This is a genomic window from Pseudalkalibacillus hwajinpoensis (assembly GCF_015234585.1).
Classification (GTDB): Bacteria; Bacillota; Bacilli; order Bacillales; family Guptibacillaceae; genus Guptibacillus; species Guptibacillus hwajinpoensis_B.
Genome location: NZ_JADFCM010000002.1, coordinates 109920 through 125982 on the forward strand (window position 1 = coordinate 109920; position 16063 = coordinate 125982).

At 35.1% G+C, this 16063-nt stretch carries 22 protein-coding genes; 4 read left to right on the plus strand and 18 right to left on the minus strand.

All coding sequences use genetic code 11. The annotated features are described in order from the left end of the window. Positions 1-72 precede the first annotated feature (72 nt). From IQ283_RS08515 to IQ283_RS08530, 4 genes are all read right to left on the minus strand, one after another. Entirely contained in the window at positions 73-1146 is a 1074-nt protein-coding gene (locus IQ283_RS08515; protein ID WP_242057298.1) for a DUF6094 domain-containing protein, read from the minus strand. Positions 1147-1614: 468 nt separating this feature from the next. Continuing rightward, positions 1615-2100, minus strand: coding sequence for a single-stranded DNA-binding protein (gene ssb / locus IQ283_RS08520; RefSeq protein ID WP_194219766.1), 486 nt, complete (start codon positions 2098-2100; stop codon positions 1615-1617). A 26-nt stretch (positions 2101-2126) separates the two neighbouring features. Next, complete coding sequence (gene radC / locus IQ283_RS08525; RefSeq protein WP_194219767.1) at positions 2127-2771, minus strand: RadC family protein; 645 nt, start codon at positions 2769-2771, stop codon at positions 2127-2129. 112 nt (positions 2772-2883) lie between these two features. Then, complete coding sequence (locus IQ283_RS08530) at positions 2884-3234, minus strand: DUF6018 family natural product bioysynthesis protein (protein ID WP_194219768.1); 351 nt, start codon at positions 3232-3234, stop codon at positions 2884-2886. A 336-nt stretch (positions 3235-3570) separates the two neighbouring features. Between IQ283_RS08530 and IQ283_RS08535 the strand changes: the two genes are divergently transcribed. Next, positions 3571-4212, plus strand: a complete 642-nt coding sequence (locus IQ283_RS08535; protein WP_194219769.1) for a M50 family metallopeptidase — start codon at positions 3571-3573, stop codon at positions 4210-4212. Between the two features lie 237 nt (positions 4213-4449). On the opposite strand, the gene IQ283_RS08540 is transcribed toward IQ283_RS08535, so the two are convergent. The 11 genes from IQ283_RS08540 to IQ283_RS08595 all read right to left on the minus strand — a co-directional run bounded on the left by IQ283_RS08540 (position 4450) and on the right by IQ283_RS08595 (position 12460). Then, a complete protein-coding gene (locus IQ283_RS08540) occupies positions 4450-4971 on the minus strand; it encodes a GrpB family protein (RefSeq protein WP_194219770.1) in 522 nt (173 codons plus the stop codon). Between the two features lie 797 nt (positions 4972-5768). Beyond that, positions 5769-6182: a MerR family transcriptional regulator gene (locus IQ283_RS08550; protein WP_194219772.1), complete on the minus strand. Its 414-nt coding sequence runs from the start codon at positions 6180-6182 to the stop codon at positions 5769-5771. 29 nt (positions 6183-6211) lie between these two features. Continuing rightward, positions 6212-6487, minus strand: coding sequence for a thioredoxin family protein (locus IQ283_RS08555; protein ID WP_194219773.1), 276 nt, complete (start codon positions 6485-6487; stop codon positions 6212-6214). Positions 6488-6579: 92 nt separating this feature from the next. Continuing rightward, positions 6580-7203: a TVP38/TMEM64 family protein gene (locus IQ283_RS08560; protein ID WP_206759448.1), complete on the minus strand. Its 624-nt coding sequence runs from the start codon at positions 7201-7203 to the stop codon at positions 6580-6582. 105 nt (positions 7204-7308) lie between these two features. Next, on the minus strand, positions 7309-7848 hold the full coding sequence (locus IQ283_RS08565) for a hypothetical protein (protein WP_206759449.1): 540 nt from the start codon (positions 7846-7848) through the stop codon (positions 7309-7311). 108 nt (positions 7849-7956) lie between these two features. After that, positions 7957-9477, minus strand: coding sequence for a CopD family protein (locus IQ283_RS08570; RefSeq protein ID WP_194219776.1), 1521 nt, complete (start codon positions 9475-9477; stop codon positions 7957-7959). A gap of 186 nt (positions 9478-9663) precedes the next feature. Then, positions 9664-9900 (minus strand): copper resistance protein CopC, encoded by a 237-nt coding sequence (locus IQ283_RS24390; protein WP_408962580.1) that lies wholly within the window; start codon positions 9898-9900, stop codon positions 9664-9666. Beyond that, the gene (locus tag IQ283_RS08580; RefSeq protein WP_194219778.1) at positions 9897-10529 is read right to left on the minus strand and encodes a class I SAM-dependent methyltransferase; all 633 of its coding nucleotides are present in this window, start codon (positions 10527-10529) and stop codon (positions 9897-9899) included. The genes IQ283_RS24390 and IQ283_RS08580 overlap by 4 nt, the downstream gene beginning before the upstream one ends. Positions 10530-10609: 80 nt before the next feature. Beyond that, a complete protein-coding gene (locus IQ283_RS08585) occupies positions 10610-10933 on the minus strand; it encodes a hypothetical protein (protein ID WP_194219779.1) in 324 nt (107 codons plus the stop codon). 115 nt (positions 10934-11048) lie between these two features. Next, on the minus strand, positions 11049-11255 hold the full coding sequence (locus tag IQ283_RS08590; RefSeq protein WP_194219780.1) for an SHOCT domain-containing protein: 207 nt from the start codon (positions 11253-11255) through the stop codon (positions 11049-11051). Positions 11256-11698: 443 nt separating this feature from the next. Beyond that, a complete protein-coding gene (locus IQ283_RS08595) occupies positions 11699-12460 on the minus strand; it encodes a F510_1955 family glycosylhydrolase (RefSeq protein ID WP_408962585.1) in 762 nt (253 codons plus the stop codon). Here IQ283_RS08595 and IQ283_RS24395 point away from each other — a divergent pair. Continuing rightward, positions 12459-12974 (plus strand): sensor histidine kinase, encoded by a 516-nt coding sequence (locus IQ283_RS24395; RefSeq protein ID WP_408962586.1) that lies wholly within the window; start codon positions 12459-12461, stop codon positions 12972-12974. The genes IQ283_RS08595 and IQ283_RS24395 overlap by 2 nt on opposite strands. On the opposite strand, the gene IQ283_RS08605 is transcribed toward IQ283_RS24395, so the two are convergent. Then, positions 12868-13518 carry a response regulator transcription factor gene (locus IQ283_RS08605; RefSeq protein WP_322098174.1) on the minus strand — a complete coding sequence of 217 codons (651 nt, stop codon included), beginning with the start codon at positions 13516-13518 and terminating at the stop codon, positions 12868-12870. The two genes, IQ283_RS24395 and IQ283_RS08605, sit on opposite strands and share 107 nt — an antisense overlap. Between IQ283_RS08605 and IQ283_RS24400 the strand changes: the two genes are divergently transcribed. Further along, positions 13435-13740: a DUF4362 domain-containing protein gene (locus IQ283_RS24400; RefSeq protein WP_408962587.1), complete on the plus strand. Its 306-nt coding sequence runs from the start codon at positions 13435-13437 to the stop codon at positions 13738-13740. The two genes, IQ283_RS08605 and IQ283_RS24400, sit on opposite strands and share 84 nt — an antisense overlap. 366 nt (positions 13741-14106) lie before the next feature. Here IQ283_RS24400 and IQ283_RS08615 read toward each other — a convergent pair whose 3' ends face one another. Then, positions 14107-14292: a helix-turn-helix domain-containing protein gene (locus IQ283_RS08615; RefSeq protein WP_098444748.1), complete on the minus strand. Its 186-nt coding sequence runs from the start codon at positions 14290-14292 to the stop codon at positions 14107-14109. A gap of 359 nt (positions 14293-14651) precedes the next feature. On the opposite strand from IQ283_RS08615, the gene IQ283_RS08620 reads away from it, so the two are divergent. Next, positions 14652-14873 (plus strand): helix-turn-helix transcriptional regulator, encoded by a 222-nt coding sequence (locus IQ283_RS08620; RefSeq protein ID WP_242057299.1) that lies wholly within the window; start codon positions 14652-14654, stop codon positions 14871-14873. 449 nt (positions 14874-15322) lie between these two features. Here the strand turns inward: IQ283_RS08620 and IQ283_RS08625 are convergent, their stop codons facing one another. Continuing rightward, on the minus strand, positions 15323-15988 hold the full coding sequence (locus tag IQ283_RS08625) for a CadD family cadmium resistance transporter (RefSeq protein WP_194219783.1): 666 nt from the start codon (positions 15986-15988) through the stop codon (positions 15323-15325). Positions 15989-16063: the final 75 nt, after the last annotated feature.

A 16063-nucleotide genomic window follows, 5' to 3' on the forward strand; every position in this document is an offset into this window, starting at 1 on the left:
CAGTATTGGTTTGCTAGATTGAATCTATTTCTGTTTCATTGAGTTTAATTACATATCGTTTCTCTTTACGTCTTAGACCAGCTTACGAACTAAACCGTTAGGCGTAATTACTTTGACACTGACACTTCTCTTTGTACGAGATTTAGTTATGATCGTCTTTCCACCGCTATCATGATGACGCACTTCTTCCTCATTATCTTTAGTTACAAGCTCCAATCCTTGTACAAGGTGGTAATGGTCTCCTTCTCCTACTTCTCCATTAACTGCACCAGAAGCAAGTAAAAGCGCCATTTGTCCTTGGTTAATAGGAAGGCAAGGGTCTCCACCGATAACGAGCTGTTTAGGCTTAGAGCGCGCTTTAAAAGCTGCAAAACCTTTAGAAGTTGAAATCCCTTCATAAAAGTTCTCTTTGCTCTCTAACTTGGTATAGAAGGTCTTCAACTCGGTTACACCGGGTGGAACCTCCCATTTATTTCTACCAACCATTAAATTGATCGGTGTGACATTTTTTTGCACAAATTCCTCTCGATCCATCATCGTCAGAAAATCAAAGAGTTTTTGATTAAATTGATTATGGTTTCCGGTCTTTTTATTCCCTATGAAAATGCACTGCTGGAAATCGTGATAATCCTCTTCAGAAAAGCGTACAATCCCAACATTATAGAAATGTGTAGCTAAGTACCTGGCAATTTTCTTATCTGCGAAACGGTAGCTTGGTATGGTGTATAACATTAAGCCCTTCTCCTTCAGATAACGAACATTCCGTACTAGTTCAGTCCATTCCTTGCGTTCCGCTCCATCATCACCCAGGGCTTTCATAGAAAAGTCATAAGGTGGGTTAAGATATAGCAATGAAACAGCGTCGTTAGAGATTACCATGCTTTCGATCGGAGCATTTAAACAATTATCAAGTAACTGTTCTGCTTCTTGTGCTCTCGCTTTATCTAACTCCACTCCATAGGTAGTAATAGAACAATCCTCAGAACGAACAGCAGCTGCTAATTGATGAAGAATTTCACCTTCACCACATGTGGGATCTAAAAAGCTACAATCGCCTTTTACTTCTATTAATTTTGATAAGTAATTTCCTTGTAGGTCAGGTGTTTTATAAAAACCACTGCGAAGTTTGTTTCCTATATGTGACAATGTATATTCCTCCCCAAAAAATAATAAAAGAGAATGGATGGCCATTCTCTTCGACTCTCAACAAGGGCTAAAAACCCCGAATTTGTTTGTTAAATATATAGTAATGAGGTGCTATCTGTTACAAGACCAAGGATATTAAAAACTACAAATCGCTGGTCAGAAACAGCCTCCCATATATCACAGTGGGGACACGTTATTACTATCAATTCAACCTCTGGTACCTTAATAATATTTCTCGCTTTACCATACTCAAATGGAAAAACCTTCATACAATCTACGCATTCAATAATATAAGTTTCAAATTCTTTCACAATGACATACAATCCTCGCTTATTATATTATTAATAGTTTTCTACTAAATCATTAGTATTTGATATAGAAAAAGAGTGCTTACCCTTAGGATAATGCACTCTTTAAAACGTTTACTTTACCGAAATGAATTACACGACTTTATAAAAGTCATGGTTCTCAAAACGGCAAATCATCGTCACTAATATCAACCGGCTTTCCATTATTTGCGAATGGGTCATCTCCATAGTTTGAAGAGCTACCCTGGTTGCGATTTTGATTACCGCCTCCGTATCCACTGGAAGAACCGCTATTACGTTCATTATCTCCATTGCCCTGGTTGGACCCTTTAGGCTCAAGAAACTGAACACTCTCAGCCATGACTTCTGTGACAAATACTCTTTGTCCCTGGCTATTATCGTAAGACCGAGTTTGCACTCGTCCATCTACACCCGCAAGGCTTCCCTTTTTCAAAAAGTTAGCCGCATTTTCTGCTTGTCGGCGCCATACCACGACGTTAATAAAATCAGCTTCTCGATCTCCTTGCTGATTTGTGAACGGACGATTCACAGCTAGTGTGAAATTTGCAACCGCTACTCCACTTGGTGTATAGCGTAACTCCGGGTCCTTTGTTAAACGTCCTACCAAAACCACTCGATTCATCATAATTAATTCCTCCCATTAATGTGTTTTTAGAAATACCCTAATTCTTTTAAGCTCTTAAATCGTCCATTACTCCCAATGATGACATGATCTAGTAGATCAACACCCATTGTTTCTCCGACATCTTTCAACCGTTTTGTAACTTCAATATCTTCCCTGCTCGGTGTCGGATCACCTGAAGGATGATTATGAGCTACAACAATAGAAGCTGCATTTACTCTAAATGCTTCTCTATATACATCACGAGGATGAACAATAGAACTATTTAATGTCCCTCTAAAAATGTTCTTTCTCGAAATAAGTAGGTTTTTTGTACTTAGATAAAGAACATCGAAATGTTCTTGTGGAAGTATACTCATGTCTTCCAAATAGTTAGCAGCATCTTCAGGCGAACGAACAATGTACTGTTCATCCTTTTCATACTTTCTAAGATAAGTTGCGATCCCAAAAGCTGAAAGAATTCGATTAGCTGAAATTTCACCAATTCCGGGATAACTAATCAATTCTTCTTTACCCATAGACACAAGTCTCTTTGCTCCAAGCGCGGCCAACTGTCCAGTAATAGATGGGTCGGCCTTACCTCCAATTAGAACAGCTAACATATTTTGAAAACTTGTACAATCTGGACCATATAAACTCATCTCTTCTTTTGCTACATCATAATAACTTTCCATAACGAAACACCCTCTCTTAAAGTTTCATAATCGTAATATTTAATTAACCAGTAAACGCAATATAAAAATCCACCCATGTTCGTTCTCCTGGTTAATAATGAATCTCATAAAATCAATCTTCTAAATCAAAAAATGAAAGAATCGCCGTTTTAAGATTATTTCCTCTAGATTTAGATACTGTTTGCTGAGTACTTAAACGATATTCTTTTTCACTTTTAATCCTCCACATCACAGTATCGCCAATCGCTTGTTCTAAAGATGCTACGAAGATAAGAATTTCTTGTTCAGCATCCTTTTTCTTAGTGGCGCGAGTGCGATACATACGTCGAGTCCCATCCCTTAAAATAACTTCTCCAAAAATACGTGGAGCAAAAGATGAAAATAAGGGGTTAGACTGAACTGATTGTTTACAATCCTCCACAACGTCTCTTCTACCAAAAACCTCTGCTAATGTTACTGCCATAATAAATCATCCCTTCTTCTAAAGTTTTTTGAAACGCAAAAAGCGCCCTCCAGAATGTCTCATTAATAAAACACTGATCATACGATCGGAAGATCATATGATCTGACAGTGTTTTATAGAGTCATCCACAGAGGACGCATACGTTTCATAAGTTAACCGCTAATCCATAAGGATTGCCAAAAAATAAAAACAAAAAGTAATACAACTTAATAATACTATTCAATTTCATTTATGGCAATGTTTTCTAATAATATTATTATCAATAATGATTGTCTTGAGTATTTTATTTTTAGGTTATAATGAGGACAAATATGAGGCTACAAGATGGAGGCTGCTATGACTTACATAGTCACTTTATGTGTTGCATTCTTAGTGTCAAGAATACCTGTTGTAGGGAAATACATTGGAGGTATTGATACACTTCTTCATGAAACTGGACATGCTTTAATGGCTTTAATTACGAGCGGGAGAGTAAGATCAATCCAACTTTTCTATGATAAATCGGGTCTAGCACAAACAGGACAATCTTCATGGCTTGGTGGTGTCTTAACAACATTATCAGGATATGTATTTTCATCCGCTATGGCATTTGGACTCTTTTATCTCTTTAACCTTCAGAAATACGAGTGGATCATTTATGTATTAGCATTTATTGTTCTTTTGAATTTAGTCCTATGGATCCGTAATCTATATGGTTTCTTTTGGTTAATTACATTTGGAGGAATTCTTACATATCTTTGGTTCCATCTTCAAGAACCATTTGTACCTCTAGTGCTATTATTCTTCATATGTGTAAACCTTATGGAGAGTATTTACTCTGCAGCTGTTATATTAGTTATGTGTTATAAAGATCGAAGAAACGCTGGCGATGCATCTATCCTTGCTAAAAAGACATTCATACCTGCTATAGTATGGGGCATAGTGTTCTTTGCACAATCTTTATATTTCGGATACATGAGCATCATGCAGATCTCTTAATGACTCTCTAAATAATATTTAATCTAAGCTCAATTACTACACAAAGAAACTCTTCCAAATTATTTGGAAGAGTTTCTTTTGCTAAAAATATTCAAGCATATAGGGATAAAACTTATATTTAGGTTAGAGGACTTTAACGCTTGGTATTAAAAGAACCACTCATATTAGACATATCTAAAATGTTTGGTCTTAATTTGATCTCATCTTCAACTAACGCTCCGAGATAACGGAATAAGTTTATCTCTGAAATTCCATTCTGGCTTTTTTGATAATGTCTTTAATGAATGGTTCTTTTTGTTGGGTGTATGCTGGTCTGTCATACTTGTATTTAGTAGCTAGTTCACTTTTTAACAGGGCATATTCCTCAGCAAATTCAGGGTACTTTCTAAGATAATCACGAAATACTGTTTTTTCAATCCATTCTGTACTATGTATTTCACAAATATGTAAGTGACAAGTCCCTTGCCCCCATAATCCCTTTCTGAAAAATCTTCTATCTGTTAATTCTGGTTTTGGAACATATTCAAATTCTATTTCACTTAAAGGTTGCACGAAAGCTGATGTACTTTTTAAATCCTTTATCCCTACCATAATGTCAATAATCGGCTTAGCTTTTAATCCTTTTATTGAAGTGCTTCCAATGTGTTCAATTCCAGTTATTGGATCACCAATAGCAGCAATAATTCGCTTTCTCTCATAATCGAATTGACTTTCCCATTCAGTATTATACTCATTCAAATTTACAATCGGTTTTGTCATTACTACTCCCACCAATAAATAGACCTTTAAATTAAATTCTATGTAATATGACACGAACCCTTCTATAATCTTATTTCCGTAAACCTACTAGAGCGCTTACTTTTATTAAATAAACGCTCCGATTTAACGGAACAATGGACTCAATTCACTATTCTTGAGTGGCCCCTAAACATAAACTCAGTTTCAAAACAAAACTACAGCTGCAATGAGTATAACCTGGTTCTTGTTGTTTGATATGGGAATTATTTGGTTACTAGTTATTATAAAGAAAGGGTGGCTATTATGGAATTCTTAGCAGTAATATTGATGACTATAGGATTAATCGCAGCTCCTGTGATCGGCTTCTATTACCCCAGTTGGAGGAGTATGAAAGGGACTGCTTTGTCAGAAAGTCAACTTTATGGAGTAAGAGCTTTAGGAATTGGAATTTTACTTCTTATGTTTGTTTTCAGTCAACTCATTTTATAAAAGGGCAAAGGTTTTATTATACTTCTACTTTTAATTTTTCAGCTATGTTAAAGATTATTGTTAATATTGGAGCTAAAAAAGGGAACCCCCGTCCAAAATGGGGTTTCTCCAGTTATTCAAAAATAGCTCCGAGTTTACAGAAGACTCGGATTCAAGATAATACACAAAGATTCATACAATAATGCATTACCTTCAATGTGATATATATTATTTATTTTTCTGTAACAAGTCTAACTTTTGTTCAAAGTAATCTAATTATTTTTTTGTTTTCCTTTTAAGTTTGCTCAATTAACAACCCGTTACGTGATGATTAGTAACGGGTTGTAAGATTATTTCAGTGATTCACTTTCTATTATTTTGCATATATTACCTTCATTATGATCTACAATGACTTCTACCTGCTCATATCGGTCAATTAGTTGGGACCTGAAATCTTCAAGCCTCTGGATACGGTTAATTACATCTCGAATATGGCGTTCCAGTAAGCTTTTCAGATGTTCGCACGGACGTATATTATTGGAACTAAGATTGATTAACTCCTTAATATCATCTAATGATAGACCGAATTGCTTTGCCTGTAAAATAAAGCGGAGCTTACTTTCGTCTTCATTAGAATAGATACGATACTTTGACTCTGTTCGCTTTGGAGGATTAATTAAGCCTATTCGTTCATAGTACCTTATTGATTGAGTACTAATATTAAATTTCTTACTTAAATCTCCAATTAATAGGCCCTCACTCAAAAAATCACTCCCTTAAATAATTAACAGTCTTAGCCCTGACCAATTCCTGCTTTCTCCAGTTCTTCACGAGTTATGCGTTGTTGCTGCTGACAACAATCTATAAGCATTCCATCAACCACTACTGCTGGGACTCGAGTAATCCCATATTCTTTTGCTTTTTCCAGACCTGCTTTTTCTTTACTTGTTTCATTTAAATTATAGTAAGAAATAGAACAGTGATCACAGCTTAACTCTTCCACCAAACTTACGGTTTCATCACACATTGGACAGCCTGCAATAAAAACCTCTACATTTCTTTTTCCCATTTCATAACACCTCCAGTAGATTTACCATAAATATAAACCTTATACTAAACTACAAGGTCAAGAGGTTAATTTAAAATCATATTGAACAAGGGTCAACCCTTACTTCTTCTGCTGTGTTTCGCCAATAAACCTTTCTTATAAATTTTAATTAAAACGATACTAACGATCAAAACGAATAAAATGATGAACCCCCAATTCGTTTGTAGCGAGTTTATATACAACCAGCCCATCACCATCATCGGCGGAATGATTCCCAAAGCTGTAGACCACGTGAACTGCCAAAAAGTAATGGATACTAATCCTGCCCCGTAATTGAGTAAATTAAATGAAAATAAAGGAATTAAACGTAATATAAACAAACCGAACGTTCCATTCTTTTGAAACCACCGATCAAACTTTTCGTGCTTTTCTATGGAAACAAATTTTTCTACTAATGGCTTTCCAAATAAACGAGCTAAATAAAAAGATAAATAGGCACCAAGCATTGAGCCAATCCAAGTATATAGGAGTCCTAATGCAAAACCATAAATATAGATATTTGCAAACAAAATGATTTCTGAAGGAACAAAAACGACGCTGTGTAAAACCATTAAAAAGATAGCGAAAAGTGGACCCCAAAAGCCTAATGATCTCATGTAAGTTTTCAGACTTTCAACGGCATCAGTTGAAAAGAGAATGGGAATTATCTCTCTAAATGATGGAACCATCCATACCATCAAAAAGAAAACCACGAGTCCTACCACAACAACCGAACGAATATGTTTTATACAATCACTTCCTTATTTTTAAAATTTGTTTATTCTTTTCGCTAGAAAAGAAACTTATTTTTTATTTCTTCTTTTGTACTTTATAAAGTCATAAACCATGTAGACGGTGGCGACGATTATCAATATCGTATTAATGGTTTGAAATTCTTTTCCGTAGTAGTTAGGATTCCAATAAGAAACGGGACCTTTTATCACAAAGTCACTGATTGGATAGAAAATCGGTGTAGCGTCTGTCACATGCGTCAGTAAATCTGTAATAATATGACCTACCCATCCAAATAAGAGCGCATGTAACCGGGTTAACTTTAGACCTTTTCTCCATACAACCCCACCGTATACAATTCCCCAGATAATGAGTGAGTGTCCCGTTTTTCGGAGCATATCTACTACTGGATTATTGAACATTTCAAGAATAAAATCGTGCAATTGATTCACTGATTTACTAGATGAATCCATTTCGAATCCAGACATGACTAACTGAAATACGTCTACGAATAACTGAGTGTTCAGAATTCCTTTTTCAATGGCAAGGAAGAAGAACATAATGAAATAAATCACATCTGGCCCAACAGCACCTAACAAAAACCATTTCACTAAGTTCTTTTTTTTTTCGAAAAACAACGTATGTCCAAAATCCATGGTGAATGGTATTCAATCTTTATGACCTCGTTTCTGGGTCTTTTAAGACCTCATTTATTCAAATCATGACTCATTAAAGCGTGTTTCACCCGGAACTACAATTCTATAAGGAATTTGTATTTCCTTTCCGTTTGTCAACTCAACCGAAATGTCCATCTTTAACGTCCCTGCTGCATGTAGTAAATTACCTGTTAGCTTATAGGTTCTGTCATCAACTGCAAACGCTTTTCTTTCTACTTTCCAGTTAGGAGGCATACTAAGAACAACAGAAACGTTGCGAATAGTTGAATCCTCTTGGAACTGTAAGGTAATTGTATTTTGTCCAACATGAAACGGCGTAACATCTACATCGAGAGCTAAGTCTTCTTTAACATTTTTCTCAAGATAGACCCCTTGCTCACCGGCACCAGGATTGGTTGCGACTAACGAAGCTGCAAAAAAGAGAGTGATAATTCCAAAAAACACCTCAGCTCTTGTTCTTACAAAGAAAGAATGATCAAATTTTGAACTCATATTCAGGATCGTTTTTCGCTGAACATATCCTATCACTACCAGGATAATAAATAATGTTGTTTTTATAACAAGAGCTCTTCCCCACTCACTTACGAACAGACTCCCTAAAGAAAAAGAAGGAAGAAATTGAAAGGTCATCGCGATTCCTGAAAAGATGATCACTAAGACACTTGATAAAGCCCATTTTGTAAAGGGCACTCCAGCAGTTTTTATCCATTTTATATTATTTAGGCCTTTAGGTTTTAACAATAATGCCAAAAGACCTCCCATCCAAATTGCAACGGCTAGCACATGAAGATAGGAAATAGCCATTGTTACATAACCACCATATCTTGGATAAGAGGCATGTCCTATGACAAATGGCAACATTAATAATGTTAGTCCAAATAATAATAGCCTTATCTTTTTGATTAAAAAACCAAAAGAAAGTAAAAGAAATTGAACTATAGGAATCCAAGTGAACTTTAGTTGAATGAATTCGACTATGGATAACTCATGTAACTCTGTCCTTTGATAAATCACCATTAAAGTGATACCTAAAGCACTAACTATAAAAAGTAAGATATTTAACGTTAAGGACTGATAATGCCAAAACTGATTTTTAGTCACCACAGTATGAAACCAGTTAAAGCCGAATAACAGTGATAAACCAATAAAAATGAACCAATATGCTATTTGTTTTAATTCAAAAGTAAAATCAAGTATTGACCATATGAGGCCTCTATCTACTAATCCTGCGCCTTGACTTAATGAAGAAAACTCATCGACTGCAAAATAAAAAACGCCCTGTTTATTGTTAGAGAATATCTGCTTGTCTACTTCAGACGGAGAGGCATACCAGGTAACCTGGTATGTTCCTTGATCAAGTTCTTCTGAAAATGGAATAATGATATGGGAAGGATTTTCGGAATTAGCCATTGGAATTTTCATTTTAATTACTTCTTGTTGGTCATTAAAAAGTCCGAATGCTGACACTTCTGCAGGATGATTAAACCATAATTCCAATTGGTCTGGGGACCCCTTAATGATTTCCCCATCTCTAATACTTGATCTTATTAGTTTGAAATCCATGTCTTCTTCTACTGAAGCCCTTTTCTGGATAAAAAAATTGAATTCTTCTTTAATCGAATATCCATCTAATGCTAAGACGTTTATCCTGACAATATATTTTCCAGGCTCTAGTTTACTTTCTAAAGCAACATTGATATTTCCCGCATCTTGTGAACTAAGTTTGGTTTCTTTTATTTGAACCTCGGATCAGGTTCCATCAATGATCTTAACCGATTCTGAATGTAAAATAACAGGATCTTGAAACGTAATCTCTATTACTGAAGGTGATACTTCCAATACCTCTCCATTTTTGGGAGACGTTTTTTCTAACGAAGAGTGTGCATCCACTATGGATGAATCAACAATAAGTAAGAATAATGCTATTACAAACAATGGTACTACTTTAGTAAGTTTTATCCTGTGACTCACTGGAACACTTCTCATAATTGTTCATGACCATTCTTAGGATTGCTATCAGTATCTTTTCTATTCACACCTTCTATGACCAAAAAAAGGCCCTTATAGTAAGATTCTACTCTCACAACTTCTATATTGGATGCTTTCAGTAATTCCAACGTATTGCGATTTAGATGACATCCATCACAAATTCGCTTCCATACTGGGGTCAAAATATCTTGTGTTTTCCCCAACAATGATTGATTCATTTTGACATGTTCAAATAGCAATATGGAAGAATTAGGTCTACAAACACGTTGGATTTCATCAATCGCTTTTTGAGGGTCCGGAATGGTGCAGAAGACAAGTGTCGCAACAGCAGTATCAAACGTGTTATTTTCATAAGGTAATATCTCAGCATTGCCATTGGTCATGTGTATAGAAATTTTTGATTGTTTCAACCTTCTTGTAGCTTGTTTCTTCATCGAGGGATTCGGTTCAATTGCATCTACTCTTGTTACTTTATGATAAAGTGGGAAATTCACTCCAGTTCCAGACCCAACCTCTAACACTCTTCCTGTTGCCTTATTGATTAGAGTTGCTCTAATTTTCCTAAACCTAACTTTCTCTAAAGGAGCCATAGTACAATCGTATAGCATTGGACCCCATTTCTTCATAACTCATCGCTCCCAACTTAACTGTTAATCCTCACAAAAATAGTTAAGGCCTCTAAACGAGGCCTTAACAAGATCGTGTATTACTTTGAAGTATTACTTTTTTCTACGTTGCCTTCTTGAGATTCCATAAAGTTACCACAAGCCTCTATCATTTTCTCTCCCTGAGGAGAATTCATAGCATTCATCATGCTAGACATGTTTCCATTTTCCATCATTTTCGTCATTCCGTTACCATTCATCATGTTCATCATACTGTTTCCATCCATATTGCCCATCATGTTATTGCCATTTGCTGAGAAACCCACTCCATTATTCTCAGCTCCTTCTGCAAATGCAGCTTGTCCGACTACTAAAAGTGCGGCTAGTGCAAAAGAAAATATAAATGACCCTTTTTTTAGTCTCATCATCTTCACTCCTTTTATTTGATAATCCTAAGTCTACTCTTTAAATTTGTTGAATTTGTGAAGATGGCTAACAGTATGTTATTTCTTACAACCGACATAAAGCACTCATAATAATTTAATCTCTACTCTTTAAAATGGCCCTTTTATCATTGTATTCTTTTTCATCTATTTCTCCTTTAGCTAAACGATCCTTTAATATTTGGAGAGAATGATCTTCCTTTTTATCAAAAGGCTTTCTAACTAGTACTGTGATTCCATATATGATAAAACCTAGAATAACTATCCATAAAAGCATGCTAATTACATCCCAACCCATCATCATATTTTCCACTCCTTAATTGGTATTATGAAACGACTGACACTAAAACAAGTCACATATAGGATTTAATTCTCATTTCGGTATTGCTTCCATATTCTATAGACACTACCTTAAGGCATCATGTCATTAAATCTGACCCTGTTTTGTTTGTTCGATTTTCAATTTATGACCATACATTTATCCTTTATTATCTTCACACACAGTAACTACGCTCCCCTATGGCACTTAGTAGATATGAATACAGGGTATCAATAGCAAATCAACTAAATGCTCATTGAACTCAAGGATTTTTTCCCACTAATCACTTTCATCAAAGTACGTGGTAGTGTACACAGATCTAAATTTATTTACTCAAAGTCGAAGATGAATCATCCCTCGTGACCAAATTTGAAAAAATCTGTAGTCTCAAACTTTTGGCCATTATTAGATGACGTTACTGTTTTATATTAGTTAGAAGTGGCCACTCCCTTTGTCGCTATCCGTTCCCAATTACTACCATTTTTCCTAGTGAGAAAAATATCTTTCAGGAAAGTTGTAAATACTACTTCATTTGAATCTTGCGGGTTTATTGCAACATAGGAAATCGCATCCCCATCACTTAGTCCAGGTATAGGAAGGGCCGTTTCTTCTCCTGAATTAATATTCACCTTAATTAAAGAAGCTTCCTCCGTAATAGTCCCTACGAATAAGTCTCCTTCTTCAGCAAAAGCTAAAGAAGTAGCTGCAATATCCATTAATATTTCAAAAGTATTTCCATAGTCTTTCGATAAAAACACCCCTTCATTTGTACTAATAACTATAATGTTCTCCAGAGTAGGATGTACAGCCATAGCTGCTGGTTGACCACTTACACCATTCATCTGACTTTTCTCCCAAGTTTTAGTATCATCTAATGTGTAATATAGACCTGTCTCTTCCATTCGTGAGTTTGGTTCAGGGTTCTGAACATAAATAACATGCGAATAATATCCAGCCGTCATGCTATGGAAGTCAATTTCACCATATAAATTTAGCCTTTCAAGATTTCTCCCCATATTATCGCTCTTTACAATTCCAAAGGGGTTCTTCATATTGGATGAAGGCGATGGATGACCGCTGCTGTAAAAGCCCTCATCAGTTATTGAAAATCCCATATAGTCATGTTTTTCTCCCTCAGGGATTCCCCATTCGTCATGGGAAAAGATCCTTAGTCCATCGTGCGCTGATATCTCTCACGAATTGCGAACTCCAATTTCATATCTACAGGGATATGCACAGGTATTACGAGAGGGTTACTACCAGAACAATGATGAAAAACAACAGTATCTAAAAATTATTCAGGATGAATCGAAGCGACTAACTCAATTGATTAATGACGTATTTGAACTATCTAAAATGGAAGAAGCTCGTATTGAACTCAATTTTGACTATGTAAATATAAGTGAAATAGCTGAGCAAGCACTTTCAAAGGTACAAAGAGAAGCTCAGATTAAAGGATTAAATACATCCCTTAGGGTAACCAATCATTTACCTCTGATAAAGGCTGATTCAGTAAGGATGGAACAAATATTTATTAATTTACTAAGCAATGCGATACGTTATTCAAATGAAGGATTGATCAAGATGGAAATAGTATTTAACCATAAATACCTAAAAGTAGATATTGCAGATAACGGGATCGGTATAATGATCCAATTTGATTCAATAATATTTCTCTTGTATACACTTGATTTGGTTGACTAACTAAAAGATGAAACAATTCAAACTCTTTCCGAGTGAACTCAACTAATTGCTCGTTAACCTTAACCTCTCTACTAACACTATCAATGGATAACCCATCTTGTATAAAATAAGGAGTAGAAGAGGATTGACCAATTTCATGGCGTCTTAAAAGTGCATTTACACGTGCCACCAATTCCTCAGGAGCAAACGGTTTAGTTAAATAGTCATCTGCACCCAAATTCAAGCCTCGAACACGATCAGTTATATCGGTTCTGGCTGTCAGCATCAGAATTGGGACATTTTGAAATTCTTGAATCCTGTAACAGACCTCCCATCCATCAATATCTGGCATCATAATATCTAAAATGACCAGGTCATAGGAAGATTGTGAAGCCATATCGACTCCAACAGTACCATCTCCTGCTTCATCGATTATACGAAAGAAGATGCAATAAATAATGGTGATATAACCCCTACGAATATAACCGCTACTCAGCGAAGTAAAATCAATAAATTTATGGAAAATGTTAAACAAAAAAAACCAGACTTCATTCGATTTGTTCAATTTTCTTCAAATAATGAGGCTATTATTACTGAATTTCAATTTAATGGAGAACTAATTTACTATCTTTACGACAGTAGCCGAAACAAGAGAGGAGAGCATAATACTATTTTAGAAGACGGGAGTCGTAAGGTAATTATGGAAGACTATTGTAGAGAATTAGTGCCAGATTCATATATGCCTTATATAACTGACTGTTATAGATACGAGGCTCACGAGTTTTAAACTTGAAAAAAATGAATTAATGGCAATAAATTTCAATACTTGCTCCAGAAAATCGGAACAATTGCTTAATAAAAGTAAGCGCTCTAACTAGGGTTAGCGCAGTTTAATTGAAAAGTAGTTTTGTTTGAGGAAGGAGGGAGAACAATGACCCAACTATTATGCTGAGATTCTTCGATCTTTGCCTCCTCCAATGTGCCAACCCCTTTGTTTTTCCATGATTGGAGAATACTTTTCACATAACCCTAATTTGGTTTATTTCGATACAAAGACCTCTTGAAATAATTCACTATGAAGGATTTTACGATGAAGTTTTATCCAGCCCTGCATCTTATACATCCTTTCAAACTTCGTGATGTTAAATTAAAGTCAAATCACCTGATGATTCATCTCTTGTTCTCGAACCCAAATATCTATCGTCTCTTTGGAGAAAAAAATTCTTCTTCTAATTCGAAAATGCGGAATTTCTTCCGTTCTAACCATTGTATAGATCGTATCATTGCATACACCTAAATAATCAGCAGCTTCATTTACAGTTAAGGTTCTTCTTTCCATTAAAATCCTCTCCTATTTTAGTTTTGATAAATTACTTATCATTTTTGAGATAAAAAAATCCCATCAGTAGACTTATTCCATTAGCATCAACTAAATTTGTGCCATAAATAAATTCTCGATCAGGATTGATAGTGAGTTATTATAATAGTAATCACTAGAGAATATGCTCTTGTCTCTGGTTTAAGCAAGCTTCTTCATACGTTTTCAATATATATATAATCTTATTGTTTCTATTTAGTCCCTCTCTACTGATAAATAATTTATCTAACTTAACTAAACCTTACATGATAAAAAACTTATCGCCAATGATTTTTGATAATTTTTTTATCTATACTAACGATAGAAGGGGTGTGAAAACCTTGTTAAGTAAAAGTTTAAAAGTATTGAGAGGATCAAAGACTCAAAATGAAGTGGCTGATGCACTTGGAATATCAAGGGCTAGATATTCTCACTATGAAAACGATCATGTTGAGCCAGATATTCAACTACTAATAAAAATGGCTAATTATTTTAATACAACGATAGATGATCTTCTTGGCAATACCGCTGGTTTGTATTTAGGGGTACCACCAACAGTTTGACATAAAACCCACGCTAAGCAAATTTCGAAATAAAATAAGCCGATGATTCCTACGCTAAGGAATCATCGGCTTATTAGTAACTATTCTAGTCGTTTTATTATCTGTATAAATCCAGACATCTTTCCATTTGGTTATTCATGATAATCAATCCAAACATGCTGGTACTTGCCATTTTTAGGGTTCCTTTGTGGTAACTCCTCAGTTTTTTCTATTGAAAGGGTAGTTAGCCCCTGTGTTGCAAAGTAATCTAATAGGGCTTCATAAGGTACACTCTGTATTAGTGACAGGATATGACCAAAGCTATTTTTACTTTAATGATCCACTAACAAACACAAAGAATAAAAAGGTCAAAATAGCAGACTTAGTTGGTTAAGATAGATTCCATTATTTGGAAGAAGAAAAACAAAAGCTCCCTACTGTTAACCAGAGGGACTTTTGAAGATTGTTTTTTAATTTATTAAACTCAAAAGGGCACTGAAAGTTTCGTTCTCCACCATGATATAGATTCCTAAACCAATAAAGACAATGGGTATAATCCACCTACCATAATTCTCTAAGGTTTCAGAGACATGTTTAAAAGCTGCCAAACGATATCCAATAAAACACCAAATTGCCACCATAATAAAGAAAGTAATAACCGTTACTGCTAATTGGTTCATGGTTAAAGTAGAGAAGAAAGGAACATATATTCCAATGTTATCTCCGCCATTAGCAAATGTTATAAATGCTACACTTAAAAAGACACTATTATACTTTCCAGAATTTAAACTTGAAAGAATTGCATTTTCATCATCGTCTTCTCCCTTGATAAACAACATACTCCCTAAATAGATTGGAATTAGTCCAAGTAATCCTACCCATTTCTCTGGAATTAACATAACTCCAAAAGTTCCTAAGAGACTAACTACTACTAACAAGGCAAAACCTAGATATTGCCCAATAACTATATCCTTAGGGGATATATGCTTATTCTCTGTCCGCTTACCTTTTAAACCTTCACTCGTTTTCACCTGTGCTTTTGCCTGTGAGAATAGCAGCATCAAAACAAAAATATCATCAATATTGGTAACTATAAATGCCCCTATTGCAGAAATAACGTTCAAAATTAAAGTCAATTATATCAACCCACTAACTGATTTTTTATTACGATAATTTAATTGTTAAGATTTATAGCTGGGAGTTATTTGTCG

What these genes read in the sequence shown, in the direction of transcription:
- radC (WP_194219767.1), bottom strand. Translation starts at nt 2,771, where the DNA reads ATGGAAAGTTATTATGATGTAGCAAAAGAAGAGATGAGTTTATATGGT.
- IQ283_RS08570 (WP_194219776.1), bottom strand. Translation starts at nt 9,477, where the DNA reads ATGGATTTCAAACTAATAAGATCAAGTATTAGAGATGGGGAAATCATT.
- IQ283_RS08580 (WP_194219778.1), bottom strand. Translation starts at nt 10,529, where the DNA reads ATGAAGAAATGGGGTCCAATGCTATACGATTGTACTATGGCTCCTTTA.
- IQ283_RS08530 (WP_194219768.1), bottom strand. Translation starts at nt 3,234, where the DNA reads ATGGCAGTAACATTAGCAGAGGTTTTTGGTAGAAGAGACGTTGTGGAG.
- IQ283_RS08590 (WP_194219780.1), bottom strand. Translation starts at nt 11,255, where the DNA reads ATGATGATGGGTTGGGATGTAATTAGCATGCTTTTATGGATAGTTATT.
- IQ283_RS08535 (WP_194219769.1), top strand. Translation starts at nt 3,571, where the DNA reads ATGACTTACATAGTCACTTTATGTGTTGCATTCTTAGTGTCAAGAATA.
- IQ283_RS08560 (WP_206759448.1), bottom strand. Translation starts at nt 7,203, where the DNA reads ATGGTATGGATGGTTCCATCATTTAGAGAGATAATTCCCATTCTCTTT.
- IQ283_RS08540 (WP_194219770.1), bottom strand. Translation starts at nt 4,971, where the DNA reads ATGACAAAACCGATTGTAAATTTGAATGAGTATAATACTGAATGGGAA.
- ssb (WP_194219766.1), bottom strand. Translation starts at nt 2,100, where the DNA reads ATGATGAATCGAGTGGTTTTGGTAGGACGTTTAACAAAGGACCCGGAG.
- IQ283_RS24390 (WP_408962580.1), bottom strand. Translation starts at nt 9,900, where the DNA reads ATGAGAAGTGTTCCAGTGAGTCACAGGATAAAACTTACTAAAGTAGTA.
- IQ283_RS08555 (WP_194219773.1), bottom strand. Translation starts at nt 6,487, where the DNA reads ATGGGAAAAAGAAATGTAGAGGTTTTTATTGCAGGCTGTCCAATGTGT.
- IQ283_RS08585 (WP_194219779.1), bottom strand. Translation starts at nt 10,933, where the DNA reads ATGAGACTAAAAAAAGGGTCATTTATATTTTCTTTTGCACTAGCCGCA.
- IQ283_RS08615 (WP_098444748.1), bottom strand. Translation starts at nt 14,292, where the DNA reads ATGGAAAGAAGAACCTTAACTGTAAATGAAGCTGCTGATTATTTAGGT.